Below are 16,000 nucleotides of genomic sequence, written 5' to 3' on the forward strand. Positions count from 1 at the left end.
ATTCAATAACAATTTTTATATTTTCTAGCAATAAATGTCACATATTCAGTTACTAAATCTTCTAACGATAGATCGGGTTTGATGCGAAATGCATCCGCTATAATTTCATTGTTAAGAAGAGCCAACTGGTTCATAGGAATTAGCTCAGTTGACCAACGTAGTATAGTAAATCTAGATTCGACCAGTTTTGATTGCACGTAGGACAGAGTATGAGTTCTATTAATAGAATTTTCTAACCATTTTATTGATTCCTCTGCTTCAAATTTCCTATGCTTTCTAAGATAATCATTCAGTTCATTTGGTTCTAATCGAACATGTCCCCAAGGACAATCGAGCATACCAAAAGAGTGACCTCCAAGTGGATGATAAAATGGATCATAAGTGTGATACATGATACCACCTGGTTTTAAAATACGCTTCATCTCACTGAAAGCAGATTTTAAATCAGTGATATGTTCGATTGTTTGGGCAGAATAAATCAAATCAAATGTATCATCTTCAAATTCTGTTTTCTTTGTTATATCGCCAACATGGAATTGAGCATTTGTGTTAGTAATTTCTTGTACAAATTTATAACGCAATGCCCCATCAAATTGTCCTTCATAGAAATAATCAATGCCATGAACTTCATAGCCCAAATTTTCAAATGCAATTAAAGACTCACCACCAGATATATACCCAATTTCAAGAATTTTCATATTCTTTTTTGGAATTAAATCATGTTTTTGCAAAAAGTATATTATTTCTCTATGGTTCTGGATATAATTTTGTATATTGCTATCGATTTCTGCTGAGCTTGGCACAAGAACTCTTTTTCCTAGAGTTGGAAGCTTTTCAAAAATAAATAAATCGGGATATCTGTAAACATATTTTTGAGCAATATCCTTAATCTCATCCAGTGAATAAGTAATTGTTCGATGTCCTGCCATGTCATATAATAACTTAATCTCTTTTTCATTAAGCAATTCTTTTTTTCTTAACTCATCCAAAACAGCAAGTCCACTATAATTTATCCAAGTACGCTTCATTTGATAGCGATAATTTTTAAAAATTTTGAGAGTAGTCTGCTCTGATTGGTAAAGGTCTTCTATTTCACCAGCATAATCACTATTATCCAATAATAAAATGTCACGTTTTATATTGTTGGAGCTACTATTTTGATTTGGATTTGTCCTGGAGCCGGAAAGGAAAGGGAATTTTCTACTTATTTGGAAAAACATCATTGGTTTCCTTTGAGCAATTCTAGCTCCCATGTATGAGGTTGAAAATATTGTGATTGACCCATCAATCCATTAGTAGAAACTTCAAAAGTAAAGTCTTCAACAAACTTAAGTGTCTTGATCGAATCATAGAATATCCGAATAAATGCCGTATAAACATTTGGCCCTAAAATATTGGTGGGTATCACTAGTTTAAGCTCATAAGAACCATCCTCTACATCAAAACAAAAGTCCGAATTTTTTGTAGAGATATAAATTAAATCTGCACCTTCCCCACCTAATTGCTTGATTTTAATTGTGCAACTTAAATCTTTGAACTGCCTATAACACTTAAATCCTATGCAGAATTTTGCTGACTTTCCACTTACCAAAGAGTCTATTGCTTTTCCGTTCATATCCTTAAGGATAATATATAATAATTCAAATCCTATTTTTCGATCTTCTTTTTTTGGAGAAAAAAATAATTGGCTTTTTAAACCTACGCCAACTGAAAATAAGTCTTTTTCATATTCATTCATGACCGTACGAGAATTACCGAAACTAATCACTCGGCCTTTCTTTAAATAAACTGAATTCTCGCATGTTGAAAGAATTAGCTGAGTCTTATGGGAAACCATAAAGAATGAGGTTCCCTTATGCCTTAAACTTCCTAGGGCTCTTTGACATTTTGCTTGAAAACGAATATCCCCAACGGACAAAACTTCATCAATTAAAAGAATATCTGGATTTGTATGAATTGCAGTGGCAAACCCTAACCTTGCAGCCATTCCAGAACTATAAGTCTGCACAGGTGCATCAATGGCATCCCCAATTTCTGCAAACTCTATAACTTCATCAAATCTCTCATCAATTTCCTTTTTAGACAATCCCAAAATTGCCATATTGGCATAAATATTTTCTCGCCCTGTCAAAATAGGATTAAATCCAGCTCCCAAAGCAATTAATGGTGCTACTCGACCATTAACTTTTACACAACCACTATCAGGTTTAATTAATCCTGCAATAATTCGCAGTAGTGTTGATTTACCACTACCATTTTTCCCAACTAAGCCTAATGCTTCTCCTCGACGCAATTCAAAACTGACATTATTTAGCGCCCAAAATTCTTGTTCTCGCAGTTTATCACTCTTTTCCCGCAGCCCTAATAGTTCAGAGGTTATATCCCGAACACCATACATCAAAGACCGCTTTAAATCTCGACAAAACTTTTTAGAAACGCCATTAACTGAAAGGACAATATCACTTTCTTTATTCTGTGGCATTCCTGCTATTTCTTGCTCATTAATAATCGTCATAATTATGAACTAATCCTTTCAATTACAAAGGGCATTGCTAGACGATAGATAATCCAAGCCAACAACAATCCTAAAATTGCAATTAAACTCGCTATCCAAAATCCTTGCGGATTTGATATAACACCTACTGTTGCTAATTCTCGCGTTGTTACTAATAAAGGTGTAACCGGATTTAGTTTCACAATACTGCCAAATACTCCATTACTGGGAACTGGATAAACTACTGGCGTAAAAAACAACCAAAATCCGCTAATTAAAGTTAATGCTTTAGAAAAATCCTGGTATAAGGCACCCATCGGTGCTAACAATAAACCGATAAATATTCCTAAAGAGACTAAATGAATTAATGCAACTGGGGCTAAAATTAGGCTCCAAGTAGTTGGAATTTGAAACCAGATAAATAAGCCTAAGATTAATATCAGCTTGATACCAAAGTTAAAAAATACTTCTCCTAGTTTGGCAAGAATTAGTGCTTCATGGGGAAAGTTAATTCTTGCCAGCATTGACTTAGCATCGTTCACTGCTTGGAGTGGCCCATTCAGCGCCTCTGTGAAGGTTTGCCACAGTGTCATACTAAACATGACATAGGCAGCATACGGTAACTCTGTATTACCAATATTGATAACGCCATTACTTTTAGCAAAAGTAAAACCAGCTGCTGTAATTATCGGCGGAATAAATGCCCAAAAAATTCCTAGAAATGATTGGCGGTATTGAGCGCTAATATCTCGTACTAAAAGTCTCCAAGCTAATTCGCGGGAATTTAATAAATCTCGTCCCATTTCCTTGAACAACTTCAACGGATGCCGCATTCGACTCTCAGATGTGTAAACATTTCTAGATGATTTTAATTCTTTTTGTTGTATTTGCTGATGTAGTTTAGTTCTTAATCTACTCATAATCCTAAGACAAATACCTCTAATTCTTAATTACCAAAATTTCTGTATTTCTGTTTTTGGGATATTTTATCTGCCAACTTACTAATAAAATAAGCTGAGATTTTTATATTATTTTTGTATGTTTAAAAATAATGAAGTGCCAGATTAAGTGAGGGTAGTAGGTAGTTCTTAACTCTTTTCTAAATCGCGTGTATATAACTCAGTCGAACTACTGTTTATCAGGCGAATAATTTTTGCTGGGTTCCCTGCGACTACAGCACTTTGAGGAACATCTTTGACAACTACAGAACCTGCTCCAATAACAGCATTGTCACCAAGTTTGATCGGGCCGATAATCACAACATTTGAGCCAATGTCTACATTATTACCTATTTGTGGTGAGGCACTGATTGAACCATCTGGTAACTTTTTATTACCAATAGTTGTCGAATGTCTCAAAGTACAATTTGCACCAATTACAGTTTCATGGTTAACAACTAAACCATAACCGTGTATAAGCTTAAGGTTTGAGCCTATTTTTGTATCCCAAGGTAGCTCAATACCTAATATATACTCTACTATAAATTGATAAAATAAACAATATAATTTTGAGATTTTTTGTCCAACAAATGGGAAATTTATGACTATTTTATTCAAGCGAAACATCACTAAAACCAAGCGAGACTTGAAGCTGGTATCCTGATTAATTTGCCAATCTTGGAGTAAGTAATTAATTTTATTTTTCATTTTCCGATTCTAATTCATATTAGCAAAACTTATGTTGAAGAGACTAGACAGATTAATTTAAAGAGAATGATATTCTAGTTATTTGAATGTCATATCTTCTCTAATTTGTTGTTCGTTCCAATCCCAGCCAGCAACTGCTAACAAAACCCACCAATAGAAGAAGAAGGTAGTATGGCTCCAAATATTCTCGGTAATCATTCCCACAGGTATGGATGACAGCATAGCTAGCAAAATAAAACACAAGTTGCGTTGTTTACTCTCGTATGGTGTTTGCTGAATTAATCGCAAAAGATGTATGAACTGAGCAGCAAAGAATACCAAAAAAGTTACTAAACCAATGATTCCTCCCTCTACTAAAGCTCGGATGTAATCATTGTGGGGAAGAAATTCATTACCGCCCGCTGGCATACTCAGCCCCAAACCATAACCAAAAATTGGGCTATTTTTCCAAGCCTTAAGTAGTAAATGCCATTGAGAAAGCCGCCAATTAAAGCTATTAGAGTCTCCCTGTGACAATAGAATTGCCCGTGATATATCGATGTCTGGATTAAGTAGTGGTGTTTGAGCAATGGAGGCTAGGCGTTGTTGTCCAAACTCTGTACTCGCAAATAGGGCAATAATTAACCCCAACAACAACACTCCACTAATTAGCTTAACTGCATTCAATCTAGGAGTAATTAAAACTAGAACAAAAACTGCAATCATCATTAAGCTAAACAAGCTCTTGGTACTGACAAAGAAAAAACATAGTAAACCTAACAACATTAACCAAAACCATTGTTGCTGTGTCCCGTACAACTTCCACCACACAAGACTGATAAATAGTAATAAAAAAGTTGCAAAGGTATTTGCCGTACTGAAAGTACCTACGATGCGATCGCTTCCTTGAGGTATCTGCAATAACCCGATCGCCAGCGGTAAGGGAAGAGCTAAAAATAGCCGAGAAATTACTTTTTGAGGAGTAAGTCGATCCTTGAGCTGCATTACTAGTAGATACACCATCACCCAAGAAAATAGACGTACCCACTCACGCCTACTATCGGGCAAATATGAAGCATCTAAACCCAATGCTCCTAAATATAGAAGGATGAGCCATAAGCCTTGTAGCAAAACCCAACCAAATAAAAACCACCAAAATCTATCGGTGCGGACAATGCGACCTGTCAACAACAAGACTATTACATACAGCAAAGTCAGAGCATCTAGCCCAACAGCAAAGACCCCTGGTATCTGTAGGTCTGAGAAGACATCCAAAGAACTACGCAATATCAATAATCCCAATACTGCTTGCTCAAAATTGGTAAAGAAGTAGCAAACTATTCCTACTGCAACTACAGCTAAACCCAGTAACTTGGGGCTAGCCCCTGCCAAGAATCCTGCAACTATACCAGCCCCCACACCTGTCAAACCAAGCACAATTGTCAAAGCTAAGGAGCGACTTGAGCGTTTATTGGTTAACATCTTCAAACCTCATCGCTAGAAGTGTTGGACACTCCTTGAGCAACCAAACGTCTGTTTGATTTGTATCCATTCACAGAATTGCGGTAATACTTTTCAAGGTCAGTAGCCATATCATTCACCACGCCCCCCAATATGGGTATGCCATTTTCAGTTAATTCTGATACTGTCTTTTGCAAAACCTCTTTGTGAGTCCAACCGGGACGAGTGACTAACATAATTCCGTGACTTTGTTGGGTCAATGTGGCAGCATCAATACTTGCACAGAGAGGAGGAGTATCTATAATTACTAAGTCAAAATGTGCTGCTGCTTCTGTCATCAGAGATTTCATAGCTGTAGACTCTAGTAACTGAGAAGGACGTTGATGTAGTTCGCCACCAGTTAAGACTGAAAGATTTTCAATTGCTGTTGGGCGAATCGCATCCATTAGAGATTGATTGTTTTCCAGTACCTCACTCATTCCTGGCGTTGCAGGTAAGTTAAACAATTGATGTTGTACGGGTTTATGTAAGTCTGCATCAATAATCAATGTCCGACGCGACAACATAGCAGAGACAGTGGCTAGGTGTGAAACCACAATCGATTTGCCTTCACCAGAGAGAGCGCTACTGACAACAATCAACTGCAAGCGATCGCGACTGCGAAATTCTAAGGTCTTGAGGAGCATTCGATAAGGCTCAACCAAACTCAAATCATCTAAGAAACCTGCTGTTGAATCTAGCTTTAAGGTTGTAGCTGTAAGACGTGGCAATGTTCCTAATAAGGGCAACTTGAGTAATTTCTCTGCCTCTGACGCATCTCTCAAGGTGTTGTCTAACACTTCCAATAAAAGCACAACCATCACAGCAAAAATTACACCGAAGAAACTAGCAATTACTAGCACTACTGACATCTTGGGTGATGCGGGTTCATCGGGTACTGTTGCTTTAGCAATAATGCGGATATTGCTGACTATTTGAGCCTCTGCAATTCGTGCTTCTTCAAATTTGCTTTGTAGGAATTTGAGAGAATCTGCCGCTTCTATTCTTTGGCGAACTAAAGCGTTAAGAATTTCTTGTTTAATTGGTAGTTCTACCAGACTAGCTTGGAGTTTGGCGCGTTGGGCTTGCACAGTCCTGAGCTTATTTTCCACTGCCGATCGCTCGATTTTTTGAGTAATCAGTTGAGATGTCAAGTTCTGGGAAAGCTCATCGTTAGCGACTTTTTCCGGAGCGATCGCACTGTTGTTAGGCGATACTAAAGCGAGTTTTTGTGTATACAACTGAAGCAAAACATTCCTTCGTTCTATCAGGTTAAGCAAAGTCGGATGATTATCTGTAAAACGGACGCGAGCTTCCACTACTTGTGCTTCCAAGTCCGCAAATTTACCACGTAGTTTTTTGAGTTCATCATCCTCACCACCACGCACTGCTGAATAAGCACTTTTGATATTGCCAGCTTTGGTAATTTGCTCTAAGTCATTAGTGCGCGATTGAATTTCTGTTAGTTGGCTCAAAAGAGTCCGCTCTTGACTTTCCAATGTTGCTAAACTGTCTACTAAAGTTCTCGTTTGATCTTCAATAGTGACTATGCCACTGTTTCGTTTGTAAATGCTTTCCGCCGCTTCAGCTTTTTTCAACCGCGATCGCTGTTTGGGAACTTCCACTTCTAAAAATTTCCTCACAGAACGAGCTTCTGAACTAATTGCATCCGCACTTTCCTTGACCATTGTTTCTGACACAGCATTCAGAACTTTGGCAGCTAAAACAGGATCTGGCGATCGGTAAGTCAGTTCCAGTATGTTTGTCGCTGGAATAATTTTGACTTTCAAATTCTGACTAACTTTGGCGGTTGTTATTTTTTTGGGATAGGAAATTTGAGCGATCGCTTTTTGCAAAACCTGTTGTGACTTAACTAATTCTGATTGAGTAGCCAGTGGGTTAGAACCTCCAGGTGTAGTTAAAGGCACTTGGCTGAGGTCGCGACCTAATTGAGAAACGCTCACCTGTTTTTCGCCCAGCATTAGCCGCCCTGATGTTTCATACAATCGTGGGGTAATAGCCAAGTAAATAACTGACCCACCAATGACTGAAATAAACGTAGCTATGGCAGGTAGACTACGCCGTTTCAAAACCTTTAGTAAATATAAAATGTCTTTTCTCATTCACTTTCTCCACCTCAAGGACTCCGTAACAAACAACAGGCTGATGCCTTCTGGAATGAAAACCGATATCTTGCACTATTTTCAATTAACTCTGCGATGGGCACTGCCAACAACGTCAAAATCAAGGTTTGAGCAAGCAGTACCCACCCTACAAAAATGTTGATAACGCAATTAGTGCAAGACTGGACTCACTAAGACGGCAAGTGGACTCACCTCCTGCCCTCTGCCTTTGTAAGGTCAATATTTAGCTTTGGCCAAACATCTTAATTCATCTAGCATTTATGCAATGCCTTTATTTTTTTATGACTGAGACGTGTTCGGAGGTTACAGCTTTATGTAGAACAACTGCACTTGGAGTTTGTTGGATTGAGCCAACTTCAGCTATTCTAATGGAATGAGGATCGATTGTGTTGATAGTTGCAGAGGAGTTCAACAGTGTTTCATATAATTTCAAATTTTCAGTCGTGATCTGCTCCCAGCTATAGTTAAATTCTACGTACTTTTTGGCATTATCAGCCATTATTGCTAATTCCTGAGGATGATTCACAGCCCAGTCCAGGCAACTAATACAAGAGTCTAAGTTTCCTGCTTGGAAGAGTATACCACGCTGCTCACTTAACAACTGCTTGTGGGGTGGAATATCACTTGCCATTACTGAGATACCTTCCCGCATTGCCTCCAGCATTGCTAAAGGTAATCCCTCCACATCAGAAGGTAGGACAAATAACCCTGCTCCTCTGACAATTTCTGCTAGGCGTTCTCCTCGCAGTTCACCTGCAAATACGATCTCTCGATTATCAGCAACGGTATCTAATAGCTTGGATACATAGGACTTTGTATCGCTGATACCACCAGCCAGAACAAGTTTCCATCCTGGTGGTTTGAGTTGACAAAAAGCTTCAATGAGTAAGTCGGGACGCTTTTCTGGTACAAGTCTGCCCAAAAATAGAATATAGCGTCTGTGCATTAAATTTAGAGAACTGCCATAGGAAAAATTAGGGTCTGACTGAGCATAGTTGGCTGGAGCGTTAGGGATGTAGACTGTCTGCCTACCATAGGTTTGCAAAAAATAGGATTGCAATTCTTTTGAGACTACTATTAGTTCATGGGCAAAGCGTACTGCCGCCTTTTCTCCTGCGAGAATTAGGCGACTAGAAAAATTACCCCACTTAGCTCGTTGCCAGTCTAACCCCTGACAAGTGACGACAATTTTTGCCTTCTTGGCGGTAAGTCTCGGTAAAAAGGTAAATAGAGATGGGCCAAGGGCATGGAAATGAATGATATCGTATTGGGTTCCAGAAGCAGCGATCGCTCCTAATGCACAGCTAATCAAAGCGTCCATACCTCTAAAATCGAAACTCGGCAAGTTAATGATTCGGACACCATGAAAGTCATAATTATCAAACCAACGACAATCGGTGTAGGAAGACCGAGCGAATAAATCAACACTATGACCCTGCTGTATTATCCGGGGATACAGTTCTGCACAATAATGTTCAATACCGCCCTGTTTGGGTGGTAGACCTTTGGAACCAATTACAGCAATCTTCATAAATTTTTTCCCAAAAATTAGTTTTACTTACGAACTCACTGCTGAGAAGGTTCGCAATTCCCAGCGATTTAGCATTTCTCTGTAGATATCGCTGATCACAGTGCAAGCAGCATAGGGACATGCCGTTTGCACACAAGAAACACTTGGATAATCTTCTGGATGTAGTAGTACCTGGCGTATACTGTCGGCTATGGATTCTGGAGTACGTTGAGAACAGACTACTCCACTATCATCTGTCAGTAACTTTGGGGTTTCACCAGTTCGAGTTGTGACTACTGGAGTTCCACTAGCAAGAGCTTCTAGAACCACCAAAGGTAAACCTTCGTAGGCACTAGTAAGAACAAAGACATTGCAGATACGATGCAACTTTGATAGTTCTATTTGGTTAATAGCTCCCAGCATTGTTACTCGTTCAGTTAAACTGAGGCGACCAATTTCAGCACGCATTTTGGTTGCTAATTCTCCATCTCCAGCTATAAGTAGATGAGTATGGGATTCATTTAAAGCCGCAAATGCACGTACTAACAAAAGCGGATCTTTCTGTGGATGCAAACGGCCAGCGAACAGAATAAAACGTGTTTCTGGAACCAAACCCAATTTCAAAGCCAGTTCGCGCCTTTTTGTTTCGCGTTCTTGTTGACTCAAAGAATAGAAAATTTCGTTGTCAAATGAATTTTTGATGTAGGCAATGCGATCGCCCATACTGGAATAACGCTGGCGATATAATTCAGCAGAATCACTATTACACGATAAAATTTGGTCAAACTGACGAACTAACAAACTTTCCAAGGCAAAATATGCTGCCGGAAATCTACGCCACAAAATCGCTTTTTTCTCATCGTTAGTTTGCATCTGTGTATGAATATCATTATGAATAAATAGGGTTTTCTCTCCCTGCCAATTGAATGCAGCTAAAGTTGGTTCCAATCTATGAAAATGCATGAAGTCTGAAGCAAAGCAACGTCCTAAAAGTGCATTCGTATACTTAACCGTGGTTGGTATCAAATTCCTAACATTATCATTTTCTAAAATAAATAGAGGCAAAAAACTAATTTCTCTACCAGCAAATTCTGCTTTTTGCCACTTCATAGTTGGCTGACATCTATCATTTGCTGTTCCTACAAGCCGTAGATCAAATTCGCTAGGTGCGTACTTGATAAATAGGCTAATCAGCGTTTGAATACCTCCGATAGTAGTATGCCAAGGATTGAACTGATAAAAAATTGTCACTACAGGTTTATGCATATAGAGAAAAGATTAACAGCAGATATTGACAGGGGTCATAGAGTTATGAAGGTGAGATGATATTCCTCCATAAAGGTCGCTAAGTTTGTTTTGTCACGCTAATCAAAACAGGTAAAAGCAAAGCAAGGAGTATTACTCACACTTCTATGCCTATATTCTGTCTATACAACCAAGATGTCAGTTCAATACCATGAAATTTTCTATCTCCAATGATCACTAATTTGTACTTTTTTAATAACTGAATCATTGGAGCGGATATTTTTTGATGCTCTTTTAGCTTATTGCTTCCATCTTCTCTAACAAACACCAATTCTGCTAGTCTCGCTTTTGGCGATCGCTTCTTGGTTGAGTACAATTTCAAAGGCAACTGACAATTCATCGAATGCCTTATGATTCAGCCTATTAAATGCTCTCAGCAGACGATCTTCCTGTAGCACCCGATTGATGTCTAGCATTTTCCTGTCTCATCCCAACTGTTAATCGCTGATTTTACCTTATTAAGCGACAGGTCTATTAATGACATTGGATATTAGAGGGAGTATCGCACCTATTTTCATATTGGTCAATCTTGGGGAGTGAATGAGTCAACAGCATATTGCATTAATCGTAAAATTGAAGATATTATTGTGAGTTCAGAATATTTTTCTTTAAAGAAAAATATTTTTATGTGTGATTGCCAAGTAATTTATACTTGGGCAATACTTCTTTAGAGACTGGTCTGCTCCTTTGCACAGTTAATTTTCAATAAGCGCCCTATTTCAATTTTTTTAAGGGGTCTGTATCCTCCAAAGCTTTATATAGCTTAGTAGTTTAGCAACGATTGTTATTACTTGAAGTAAATACTAGCAAATGTTTATTAAACAATCTACTTATATGCATCAGTGATGCAATATCCAAAAATCTATCCCCAGAACAAACACATCTAAATATTGATGAAGTGGTAAGAAGAGATGGTAGCAGAGTAGTACATGATAACTAAATAAGGGCATGAGGAGCGAGCGCAGGTTACGTGGAGGTAAGCAATCAGGCTTTAATGGTAAAGTCATTGTAAAAGTAGAATCAAGCCTAAAAAAGCGGGAACCCTCTCCCTTGGGAACGGGAACGCAGGAGAGCGAACGCTTCACTTTGTTACGCTCGCTGCGGACATATCATATCAAGTTCGGATGATTAGTTATGATTACAGTCCTCGCCTTATATGGTGCTGGCTAAATTAGCCAACGCTATACTCATTATAGGTAAAACATTCTTTTGCGTTCTATTTGGGTGGTTCAAGTGCAAGCGATCGCAAATTAATGCTTTTTTCTAGTAATCAACCAGACATGATATAAAACAGCCCTGCACTGATACGCCAGAATAGATAATTAAAACTTCTTTTCCCCATTCCCAATTCCCTATTCTCAATTCCCTTGTAATCAAGTTTTTTATTGCTGATCAAAATCTATAAAACCTTTATTCCAAGTACGAATAGGAAAAAAGGTTTGGCGGTGAGCCAAACCCCTCTATAAATCCAGTGCATAACAACATCCCGAATTAATTTACCTACTATTTATGTGTTAGGTCATCTTCCTATAGGATGTGTCCAAATCTCACAAAAGCTGATATTACCTGAAATAAGTAATCTTAAATACATCAAGAATAATTTTGATATATTCATGATTCTATAAGTTAAAAATATTGAATTGATATAACTAGATGATTTTCATATTCAGCACTGCATCACAGCATTGCTTTGATTCAATAAGCAAAATAAAAGACGGGTTTTAACCCGTCTCTATAGCTTGAAAGTGGCAATACACCTTGGATTGTTAAAAATAGAATAATTTAAATTTAATAGGTTGTAAGGAAAACAGATGATATCAACCAAAAGTACAGATATTTATTTTGCACTAACTGTTTTAATCATAGTTAATCCTTGCAATCACAATTAGTTTAGCAGATCAACATTCTCAGTAGTTGCCAAAATGGCATAAATATAAAAATAGAAAAGACGGGTTAATCCCGTCAAAAATGTAACTAGTAAAAACATCTTGGTAATTTCTGTAATATATCAAAATTATTTTTACCAAGTTGCCATTTTGGCAACTTGGTAAAAAGACAACAGATATTTTTATGCATCCAGTGATTCTGATGTTGATGTCTAACGTAGTGAATGGGTTTGCCGCCAACGGATAAAGCTATAGGTAGCAGCAGCCAAAATCAACAAATAAGGTGTGTAAGCAATTAACCAAATGCCCAGCTTCAATAAAGCAACTGTAAATGCACCAACTGAGCTAGTAGAGTTGTTCCAGGTTTCTTGAATTTGTGAACCTAAAGCACGCTGCGGACTGCTGCTAGACACTGCTGCTTCTAGGTTCAGTGTGATAGTCGAGTATGCAACTTGATTTTGTAAGTTTTTCAATTGGCCGTCAATTTGCTCTATGGATTCTCTGACATTACTAAGTTGTTGGGCAACACTAAGGATATCTTTGACAGAACCCGCTCGATCCATGATTTTTTGCAAATTAGCTTCAGTTTTCCGCAGATTAGTTAATCTAGCTTGGAAATCCACCAAGCGATCGCCCACATCTTCAGCAGTGATATTGCGATTTTCTACAGTTCCCAGTTTAGCTAATTCTTCCAAGGTAGGTTCTAGCTGGTTCTGGGGAACTCGTAGCTGTATTAATGCAGTATGACGCGAGTTATCGTTTCTAGGTTGTTGTTCTTTCAAGCCGATCAAGTCACCTTGCTGCTTAGTGAGAATTTGCGAGACAGCATCAATACTTTGATCGACAGAGTTCACAATCACAGTCATTGCAGCTTTTTTGATTAGTTGGGGGCGAGAACGAGGTGCTGATGGGGCTTTTGCATCTTGAGAGCCACCGTTAGCAGGCTCAGCAACAGGTGCTGCTTCATTTGCGATGCGATCGGCTGAAGTTGGAGGTAATGAACTACCAGAATAATTAAGAGGCGCAGAAGCACAACTGGTAAAAATTATCCCTCCCAATAGCGCACTCACAAATAAAGGAGATTTATACAGTAATTGAGTTAAAGAGTGCATAATCTACCCCTAGATAGATGAAGTTAATCTCAGTATCGCCGACCAAAAACTCAAACCTTGTATTGTTGCAATTTATGTAACAAAGGCAGAGGGATACGAAGATAAATAGGGGGCAGTCCTAATGAAACAAGTTTCACGAGCTTTGCATGAAAGTGTGACTAGTGATTGGGATTTTTACTCAGCAACGCCACTTGCTTCAACGAGGGGAACCCCCGCAACGCAGTGGCTCCTCAGCACTCAGCACTTTCAAGTCAGGAGGTAAAAGCCTTGCAATGATTAAAATTTATCTGGTTGCCATCTTACATTTAATTATCTCCACTTACTTAGTTATTCACTGCTAACTCCCAACTCTGAATTCAGCACCTTTTTCCACATCAGGAAAAAGTAAAACCCCAGAACTGGGAATTTCTGGGGTTGTTAACCTGACCACCTTTATATTTGTAATTGAAAAATCAGTGAAATTGTTAATTTATGGGATTTTTCCAAGACGTAAATATATGATTTGTGTCCAAAAAAATCACAGTTTGATTGAGAATTTAAAATGAAACATTTATAAACAAAACAATCTTATTTCCTTGTTTTAATCCCTATATTTTTTACTTCATTTCATAAATACTGTATTTGTTAATTTTTATCTATATATATAGTCATATCATTGAATTTATCAAAGTGACTATCAACTATATTAGAAATTATTAATTTTATGTAACTAACTTTTAGCTTAACTAAATATTATCAAACTTTAGTAATATCGATTAACTAATATATTTGACGATATAATTCCATATTTTTTGTCTAAATATCTAATTGATTATCATTGATTTATGAATGGTGAAAATTGAAAATAAAAATATCATGTACAACATGATTGTAGCTGATTAAAGTGACAGAAAGCCTCATTAATGTCCGCCTTAGCGGACATTTTTGTAATATATTTTCTCCACACATAAGTTACGATAACAGCATCTACAAGTCAGTAGATAGAAAATTTTTATGCAAAAAGAATCACTTTTTACAGTCCTCACAATATCCTCACAGAATATTCTAGGCAATTACTGATGTTAAAATATACATCCGACAATGATACTAGAGAAAGTAAGTTTTTTGTGCATTTATGAAATTATTCCCAATACGAAAAATAGCTGTAATTCCTGTTTTGACTATATTCAGCTTGTTGTCTACATCAAATACAGCACTAGCTGACTACTTAACAAGTGAGGGGTCAGGAGGTAATTACCGTTATCAATTATGGTCTAGCGATGATAACAATTATTACTACTTGAAAATTTGGTTAAATGAAGCGAGTCCAGAAACTGACCCATACTCCATAACAGAAGAATTCACATCTAGTAGGGAAGCTCTAATTTATTTTGATTGCAATTATGCTGGTATAGATTTAGCAGAATGTTCGCAATGATAAATTTAAACCCCTCTCAAAGCATCCTGAGAGGGGTTGCAATTGCCAGAAGTTTGATATTCTTTGATTGTTTTGTACAAACTAACAACAGTTTCTTGTGTAAAAATGATCTTTAAAGCTTAAACTCAGTAATTCAAATGTATTTTTTTATGTGCCTAAAGAAGGCTGATCCTGAGTATTTTTTGACCTAGTAAGAGCAACTGCTGCTGCAAAAGCAATCTCTGCTGCTATTTGATAAGCAAGTTTAATATTAGATGCAGCTTCTTTACTATTGGATGAGAGGGAAGCTTTTCGGGTACGTGACTCTTGCTTAACATTGCCAGCATCAACAGCTCGCTGCAAAATAATATAGGCATCTAAGTCTTCTGAGTCATAACTTGTTTGAAGTAGCACTTGCAACTGGTTTTGATCTGCAACACTCAAGTAGCCAGTGGTTAAAGCTTGTTGAACAATTTCTTTAATTAAAACCATAATTTTAACCAAGTGTGTGAGTTAACGGTGATACGTTATTTTGCAAGTTGGGTCTTCTTGTGTGGAGTGTTGTAGACGCAAGGGATGTTTGGATTGTCTCCAAAATTTATAACAGACGGTGTTAAGTACGCATCACCCATTTGGCTCACCTGATCGGGTGATTTACAATTTTTGGGATATATGTATTAGTAAAAGAGGCTCTTTGACCTTTTAGCTATTTCAGAATGTAACTTGTAAAAAGTATCGCACATATCATTTTGGTCATAATACAGTTATATAGCAAATAAATCATTTTAATGCTTTATATTAACCTGGATAATTTCTCGGACTATAAGTCCATAGCACAAGATTAGTGATCACTGATAATTATCATTTATATTTTTAGCGTTCGTTGCAGACTTTGCTGTTCATAAAGCATTGACCACAAAAGAAGGCATCGCTTGCTCAAATATTTGTATTTTATCAAACAGAATAAAGGCGTCAGTCGTCAGAATACAGGCTTGAATTCTGTACGAAACCGCAGATGAATAAGTGGT

12 protein-coding genes and 1 pseudogene are annotated in these 16,000 nt (G+C 37.5%); 2 read left to right on the top strand and 11 right to left on the bottom strand.

All coding sequences use genetic code 11. The features are described from left to right. Positions 1–2: 2 nt before the first annotated feature. From I8748_RS28185 to I8748_RS28225, 9 genes are all read right to left on the bottom strand, one after another. The gene (locus I8748_RS28185; RefSeq protein WP_214662791.1) at positions 3–1,253 is read right to left on the bottom strand and encodes a class I SAM-dependent methyltransferase; all 1,251 of its coding nucleotides are present in this window, start codon (positions 1,251–1,253) and stop codon (positions 3–5) included. Then, entirely contained in the window at positions 1,220–2,515 is a 1,296-nt protein-coding gene (locus tag I8748_RS28190; protein WP_198127809.1) for an ABC transporter ATP-binding protein, read from the bottom strand. The genes I8748_RS28185 and I8748_RS28190 overlap by 34 nt, the downstream gene beginning before the upstream one ends. A gap of 2 nt (positions 2,516–2,517) precedes the next feature. Next, positions 2,518–3,327, bottom strand: a complete 810-nt coding sequence (locus I8748_RS28195) for an ABC transporter permease (protein WP_225896578.1) — start codon at positions 3,325–3,327, stop codon at positions 2,518–2,520. Between the two features lie 255 nt (positions 3,328–3,582). Next, complete coding sequence (locus tag I8748_RS28200; protein ID WP_198127811.1) at positions 3,583–4,140, bottom strand: serine acetyltransferase; 558 nt, start codon at positions 4,138–4,140, stop codon at positions 3,583–3,585. Between the two features lie 78 nt (positions 4,141–4,218). Beyond that, positions 4,219–5,601, bottom strand: coding sequence for an O-antigen ligase family protein (locus tag I8748_RS28205; protein ID WP_198127812.1), 1,383 nt, complete (start codon positions 5,599–5,601; stop codon positions 4,219–4,221). Positions 5,602–5,603: 2 nt separating this feature from the next. Further along, positions 5,604–7,742, bottom strand: coding sequence for a GumC family protein (locus I8748_RS28210; RefSeq protein WP_198127813.1), 2,139 nt, complete (start codon positions 7,740–7,742; stop codon positions 5,604–5,606). Positions 7,743–8,034: 292 nt separating this feature from the next. Further along, complete coding sequence (locus tag I8748_RS28215; RefSeq protein WP_198127814.1) at positions 8,035–9,294, bottom strand: glycosyltransferase family 4 protein; 1,260 nt, start codon at positions 9,292–9,294, stop codon at positions 8,035–8,037. A 27-nt stretch (positions 9,295–9,321) separates the two neighbouring features. After that, positions 9,322–10,539 (bottom strand): glycosyltransferase, encoded by a 1,218-nt coding sequence (locus tag I8748_RS28220; RefSeq protein WP_198127815.1) that lies wholly within the window; start codon positions 10,537–10,539, stop codon positions 9,322–9,324. Between the two features lie 296 nt (positions 10,540–10,835). Continuing rightward, a complete protein-coding gene (locus I8748_RS28225) occupies positions 10,836–10,994 on the bottom strand; it encodes a hypothetical protein (protein ID WP_198127816.1) in 159 nt (52 codons plus the stop codon). 90 nt (positions 10,995–11,084) lie between these two features. On the opposite strand from I8748_RS28225, the pseudogene I8748_RS36385 reads away from it, so the two are divergent. Further along, positions 11,085–11,249: pseudogene (locus I8748_RS36385) on the top strand (hypothetical protein); the annotation flags it as partial. Between the two features lie 1,427 nt (positions 11,250–12,676). Here I8748_RS36385 and I8748_RS28235 read toward each other — a convergent pair. After that, positions 12,677–13,576, bottom strand: coding sequence for a DUF4349 domain-containing protein (locus I8748_RS28235; RefSeq protein ID WP_198127818.1), 900 nt, complete (start codon positions 13,574–13,576; stop codon positions 12,677–12,679). Between the two features lie 1,114 nt (positions 13,577–14,690). Between I8748_RS28235 and I8748_RS28240 the strand changes: the two genes are divergently transcribed. Further along, entirely contained in the window at positions 14,691–14,993 is a 303-nt protein-coding gene (locus tag I8748_RS28240) for a hypothetical protein (protein ID WP_198127819.1), read from the top strand. Between the two features lie 147 nt (positions 14,994–15,140). Here the strand turns inward: I8748_RS28240 and I8748_RS28245 are convergent, their stop codons facing one another. Continuing rightward, positions 15,141–15,464 (bottom strand): hypothetical protein, encoded by a 324-nt coding sequence (locus I8748_RS28245; RefSeq protein ID WP_198127820.1) that lies wholly within the window; start codon positions 15,462–15,464, stop codon positions 15,141–15,143. Between the last annotated feature and the right edge of the window lie 536 nt (positions 15,465–16,000).

It is taken from the genome of Amazonocrinis nigriterrae CENA67, from assembly GCF_016056305.1.
Taxonomy (GTDB): Bacteria; Cyanobacteriota; Cyanobacteriia; order Cyanobacteriales; family Nostocaceae; genus Amazonocrinis; species Amazonocrinis nigriterrae.